Here is a 5549-nt window from a genome sequence, read left to right as displayed (position 1 = left end):
TGGTTAACGCTCTGAAGGATCGGGCAAAGGCGGAAGGTTTTGCCGATTGTCGAATAGCCCCCGGCCACCTTGCGCCAGCGGCTGGAGAGCGGCTGCGCCAATGGCTGAGCGAGGGCCGGCATGGCGATATGCTGTGGATGGCTGACCGCGTCGATCAGCGATCAAGCCCCGATGGGCTTTGGCCCGAGGTGCAATCGGTGATCATGCTGGGCATGAGCTATGCGCCAGAGACCGATCCGTTGGCGCTGGCGTTGCAGCCGGAGCTTGGGCGCATATCTGTCTATGCGCAGCGCAAGGACTATCACGATGTGGTCAAAGGCGCACTGAAGCGATTGGCGCAATGGTTCGTCCACCAGACTGGGGATGAGGTGAAAGTCTTCGTCGATACTGCCCCGGTGCTGGAAAAGACGCTGGCTGAGGCAGCAGGGTTGGGCTGGCAGGGTAAGCACAGCAATCTTGTTAGTCGCGAACATGGAAGCTGGCTGCTTTTGGGTGCTATTTACACCACAGCAGAATTGGAGTCGGATACGGCGGGGAGCGACCGTTGCGGATCGTGTAGTGCCTGCCAGATCGTCTGCCCGACCGATGCCTTTCCCGAACCCTATCGCGTCGATGCGCGGCGCTGTATTTCCTATCTGACCATCGAACATAAAGGGCCGATTCCGTCCGAATTCCGACGCGCGATGGGTAATCATATCTATGGCTGCGACGATTGCCTCGCCGCCTGCCCCTGGAATAAATTTGCCGAAACGGCGTCAGTGCACAAAGCGCTGGCGCAGCGATTGGAGTTATCCGAGCTGCCATTGGCGCAATTGCTTGCGCTCGACGATATCGCCTTTCGAGCGCTGTTCGCTGGCACTCCCATCAAGCGCACCGGCCGCGATCGCTTTGTTCGCAATGCGGCAATTGCTGCTGGCAATAGCGGGGACAAGGGCTTGGCCAAGTCGTGTGTGCGCCTGCTTAACGATGCCAGCCCGCTTGTTCGTGGCGCCGCCATCTGGGCGTTGGCGCAACTGGATGAAAATCAATTTTCGTTGGAAAAGCGTACGCGACTCAAATTTGAGTCGGATGAATCGGTACTTCTGGAGTGGGAGGTCAGCGCGCCGACAATGCGTTGACGCATTGCGCGCGATCAACCTCTGCACCGTCGCTTCGGCGGGCATCGACATGGGTGACGATCTCTGCCCCATTTTTGCCGTCGGGGTACAGATATGCGTCAAGGATACAGGCGCGACCGCTGAATTGCAGCTTGCGGCCCTGCACCTCGATGACGTCCAGACGCGGTGGGCCGAACAGGCGCACCAATGAGCCCATGTCCTTACCCATCACCGCCTCTAGCCCCTTGGACGACAGAGCTGGGCGCGCAGTCGGGGCATTGGCTGCCGGGCGATCCAGCGGCGCTGGCGTGCTTTGCGGACGCTTCGGTTCGGCCCCGCCACCACAGGCGGCAAGTAGCAGGCTGCCACAAACAACAGTCGCAAATCTGATCACTTAGTCCTCACCCGGAATTTTCCATGCGCCATATGCACGGCAGATGCGGTCGCGACAACCGGCACTACAAACTGCAACATTGGTACCATCATTCCAGCTGCGCCTGCCAGCCCCAGCATCAGTCGTTCGCCTTTGCCGAAGGCAGCAAAATGGTGTCCGTGGCGCGCGACCAGCATGTCTTCCAGATCTCGACCCAGCAGCAGCGCATTGACACCCAGAAAGACCAGCGGTGCGCCTATGCCGGTCACCAGCAGGATCAAGTAGAACGGAAGTGCCAGCAAGTTATAGCCGAGCGCGCGCATCGCCGATCGCAGGCCCATCCGCGCCGACTGCCAATTGCTGGGGCGCTTCCCGCAGGCAGCTTCGAACGGGTAATGCTTGGCTTCGATGATATCGATAATATCGTCGGAAAAAACCCAGGTAATAGCGATGGCGATCATGCGAAACAGCACGAGCCCGCTGATCAGCAGCACCGCGACAGCGGCGACCGCACTCAGGCCGCCGTCATTTGCATAGCCCAGCTTGTAGAATATCGCGTCGATCGCGTACCAGAGAGAAAAGCCCAGAATGGCGAAGGCCAATAGGGTGAGCAGCATCACCCGCACGAGGATCAGCATGATCCCCTTGTCCGAAAGACTGGCGAAACCGAGCGAGATGGCCCTGAACATTTCCCCCAGATAATGCAGGTGTATTATCGATGCAAGGCACTTGCGCTTTACTTGCCCTTTTGTGCAGACCGCATTAGGGCGCGCCAAACCCTGAACAGGAACCAAGAATGACGCAAACCCGCTACGACGTGCTGGCCATCGGCAACGCCATTGTTGACGTGATTTCCGATGCTGACGATGCCTTTATCAAGGCGCAGAATCTCAATAAGGGCGGGATGACGTTGATCGATGCCGATCGCGCCCAGTCGCTTTACGACGCAATGGGACCGGGGCGCGAGATCAGCGGCGGCAGTGCGGCCAATACGCTGGCGGGGCTTTCGAGACTTGGCCACAAGACCGCCTTTATCGGTCAGGTCGCACAAGACCAACTGGGCGACGTCTTCGCGCATGACATTCGCGCAACCGGCATCGATTTTGATATCCCCGCCCGCCCCGGCCAGCCGCCGACTGCGCGCTGCTTGATCCTGGTGACGCCCGATGCGCAGCGCACGATGAACACCTTCCTCGGTGCTTCACAGTTCCTGCCCGCGCAGCTGATCGACCCTGACCTGATCCAGAGCGCCGCGATCCTCTATCTCGAAGGCTATTTGTGGGATCCCGAGGAACCGCGTGCCGCAATGCGCACCGCGATAGACCTTGCCCGCGCCGCCGGTCGCAAGGTCGCGCTAACGCTCTCCGACGCTTTCGTCATCGCGCGCCACGGGCCAGACTTCTTGGCCGAGATGGAAGCAGGGCGGATCGACATATTGTTCGCTAATGAGGTTGAGATCACCGCGCTTGCCGGCACCGAAGATTTCGAAGCTGCCGTCGCAAAAATTGCTGCCAAGGTGCCGCTTCTCGTCTGCACCCGTGGGGAGCATGGCGCGATTGCCGTTCAGGGCAATGAGCGCGCGGAGGTGCCCGCCGAACCGGTCACCCGACTGGTCGACACCACCGGCGCGGGCGATCTTTTCGCGGCCGGCGTTTTTGCTGGAATCGCACAGGGCCGCAGCCTGAAGGATTGCCTGACCATGGGCGCGGTCTGCGCGGCCGAAGTCATCAGCCATTATGGCGCGCGGCCCGAGGCGGATATCAAGGCGCTCGTCGCCGGGCGGCTGGGCTCTTAATAAGGCAGCACCGCGACGACATCGGGCCAGATGCCCAGCGCCCAGACGATATGGCGCGCGAGATAGCCAAAGGCGAGCGCAAACAGCCCGATCTTCGTCGCCCGGTGCAGCCTGCCGATCGACTTTTTGTCCCACAGGACGAGCGGGATGATGAAGGCGAAGGCCATGATGCTGCTCGCAATGTGCCCTGCCATTACCGGCGGAAAGATCGGCCAGCGGCCAACGCCGGGTTCGACCGTCATCAGCGTGAAGAGCAGCATGAAACGCTTGTGCGCCTGCGGGTCCATGCGGCTGCGCCAACCCATGATGAGCATCAGGAGCATCGGCGGCAGCGCTAGCAGCGGCACGGCCGACCAGTTGGCCGCATCGCTAAAGGGCGGGTGGGTATTGCGCGCGGTCGCATGCATCGAGACGAGATAGGTAATCGGCAAAATCGCCGCTGCGAGCGCCATACCCCACACACCCAGCTGCCGGTGGATATCGCGCCTTTTGGCCGCGACCAGCCGGGTTTGCGTGTAAAATATCGCCAGCCACCCTGTCAGCGCCAGCCCGTGCGCGATCACCAGCGGCGTCAGCGCAGGGTTGGGCCGCGGATAGCGCACCGTCTGGAACAGATAGAAACTCGGCGCAAAGCCGATGAAAATGGCAATGATGATGGCAATCGCCATGCGCCCGTAAAAGCGCCGCTCGGCGTCGTGGCTATCCGCTAGTGTAGCCATATACCCTCCCCCGGATTATTATTTTGCGACCCGAAAGGCTGGTCCGGAACAGTGTATGTCCCGTTATGAAACGCTGTGTTACATATTTGTGGCGGGCTGAAAATCTCCCAAAGGGCATATAACAGTGGATAACGCACGGTTGGCCGCAAATCACAAAATCGGTGCCTAAGGTTACAAAGTCTACCGGTAAGGGGTGGGGTATCTGTTACCTTATGTCACCTTAGCGCGACCGAAAAAGCGCCGGTGGCGGCAACGGTACAAAACAGAGCATTGTCCATAGTCCATCACACCACCCAAGCAGAAAAGCGCCATGTAGGACAGCGCCTTGCTTGACCTTGCGCGGTATCACCGTATTATAGGTGTAATACAGAAAGGGCCTGCCCATGTTTCTCGCCTCCGCCTTGTTTCCCGCCCTGCTCCTCGCGGGCACTACTCCGGCGGCGATGCCTGAAGGGGCCGAGCTGGCGGCGTCGGTCCAGTCCGCCGACAGCGAGCTGTTCGCGCTGTTCTTCACCGGCTGCGATCCTGAAAAATTGCGGACGATGGTCACCGATACCCTAGAATTCTATCACGACAAGGGCGGGCTGGTCGCGACATCGGGCGCGCAATTTGTCGCCGAATATGCCACCAATTGCGAAGCGAAAAAGGCCCCCGATGCGTGGCGCAGCCGCCGCGCGCTTGTGGTCGAAAGCCTGCATGTCGATCCCGTCCCCGGCTTTGGCGCAATGGAGGCAGGCGAGCATTTGTTTTACGAACGAAAGGGCGATGGCCCCGAAAAACTGGTGGGCAAGGCAGCCTTCGCGATGGTGTGGCAATGGGCCGACGGCCGGTGGAAACTGCACCGCGTACTGAGTTACGCGCATAAGCCGGTTCCCTGATACCGCCTCGCGCTTGACCAAAATCAATTCCTGCCCAGCCTGTGCCGTGCCACAAGGCGGTGAGGGAGGATGCGCATGCAAGACAGGGCAGTAAATCTGGCGCTGGTTGAACGCAGCCTGGAACGCGCGGGCGAGGCGGTGGGCGATATCACCGCGCCGCTGATGGCGCGCTTTTACGCCGCGCATCCCGGGGCAGAGGCTAGCTTCGAACATCACGGCCTCGGCAAGCGCGCGCTGCTCGAGGCGGAGATGGTCGGCAATGTCCTCTATTGCCTGATGACCTGGTTCGAACGACCCGAGGAGATCCGCATCATCCTCTACGATTCCATCCCCCATCATCAGGAAACGCTCAAGGTCGAGGCCGGCTGGTATGAAGGCATGCTCTGGGCCGGGATCGACTTGATCGAAGAGACACTGCCCGAAGACGCGGCGGACGAGCGCGCCGCGTGGGAGGCGATGCGCGCCGGATTGGCGGAGACGATTGCGAAGGCGCGCAGCTTTATCGGCTAACCTCCTCTCTCCTTTAGGGGAGAGGTACGAAGTCTTATTGCTGCAGGCAATTAGACGAAGTGGAGAGGGGGAGGCTGGGCGAGTCCACACCGTTGGAGCCCCTCTCCGCTGCGACTAGCGAACAAGTTCGCAAGTCTCACTCCTCTCCCCTGAAGGAGAGAGGGTACACAATCCCTC

At 60.4% G+C, this 5549-nt stretch carries 7 protein-coding genes; 4 read left to right on the top strand and 3 right to left on the bottom strand.

Translation table 11 applies throughout. The features are described 5' to 3' along the window. The first annotated feature begins 11 nt into the window (after positions 1 to 11). Complete coding sequence (gene queG / locus ABL922_RS13970; RefSeq protein ID WP_349024823.1) at positions 12 to 1118, top strand: tRNA epoxyqueuosine(34) reductase QueG; 1107 nt, start codon at positions 12 to 14, stop codon at positions 1116 to 1118. On the opposite strand, the gene ABL922_RS13965 is transcribed toward queG, so the two are convergent. Both ABL922_RS13965 and ABL922_RS13960 read right to left on the bottom strand, forming a co-directional pair. Continuing rightward, the gene (locus tag ABL922_RS13965; RefSeq protein ID WP_349024822.1) at positions 1096 to 1491 is read right to left on the bottom strand and encodes a hypothetical protein; all 396 of its coding nucleotides are present in this window, start codon (positions 1489 to 1491) and stop codon (positions 1096 to 1098) included. The genes queG and ABL922_RS13965 overlap by 23 nt on opposite strands. Then, positions 1488 to 2159: an EI24 domain-containing protein gene (locus tag ABL922_RS13960; RefSeq protein ID WP_349024821.1), complete on the bottom strand. Its 672-nt coding sequence runs from the start codon at positions 2157 to 2159 to the stop codon at positions 1488 to 1490. The genes ABL922_RS13965 and ABL922_RS13960 overlap by 4 nt, the downstream gene beginning before the upstream one ends. A gap of 107 nt (positions 2160 to 2266) precedes the next feature. On the opposite strand from ABL922_RS13960, the gene ABL922_RS13955 reads away from it, so the two are divergent. After that, positions 2267 to 3265, top strand: coding sequence for an adenosine kinase (locus ABL922_RS13955; RefSeq protein WP_349024820.1), 999 nt, complete (start codon positions 2267 to 2269; stop codon positions 3263 to 3265). Here the strand turns inward: ABL922_RS13955 and ABL922_RS13950 are convergent. Then, positions 3262 to 3984 carry a hypothetical protein gene (locus ABL922_RS13950; protein ID WP_349024819.1) on the bottom strand — a complete coding sequence of 241 codons (723 nt, stop codon included), beginning with the start codon at positions 3982 to 3984 and terminating at the stop codon, positions 3262 to 3264. The genes ABL922_RS13955 and ABL922_RS13950 overlap by 4 nt on opposite strands. A gap of 383 nt (positions 3985 to 4367) precedes the next feature. Here ABL922_RS13950 and ABL922_RS13945 point away from each other — a divergent pair, with 383 nt between their 5' ends. Together ABL922_RS13945 and ABL922_RS13940 are read left to right on the top strand one after the other, a co-directional pair. Beyond that, positions 4368 to 4862 carry a nuclear transport factor 2 family protein gene (locus tag ABL922_RS13945; protein ID WP_349024818.1) on the top strand — a complete coding sequence of 165 codons (495 nt, stop codon included), beginning with the start codon at positions 4368 to 4370 and terminating at the stop codon, positions 4860 to 4862. 75 nt (positions 4863 to 4937) lie between these two features. After that, the gene (locus ABL922_RS13940) at positions 4938 to 5372 is read left to right on the top strand and encodes a hypothetical protein (protein WP_349024817.1); all 435 of its coding nucleotides are present in this window, start codon (positions 4938 to 4940) and stop codon (positions 5370 to 5372) included. Positions 5373 to 5549 lie beyond the last annotated feature (177 nt).

It is taken from the genome of Sphingorhabdus sp. (genome assembly GCF_040079335.1).
GTDB lineage: Bacteria > Pseudomonadota > Alphaproteobacteria > Sphingomonadales > Sphingomonadaceae > Sphingorhabdus_B.
Note: the sequence above shows the minus strand (reverse complement) of the source record. Positions and strands in the feature narration are given on the sequence as shown.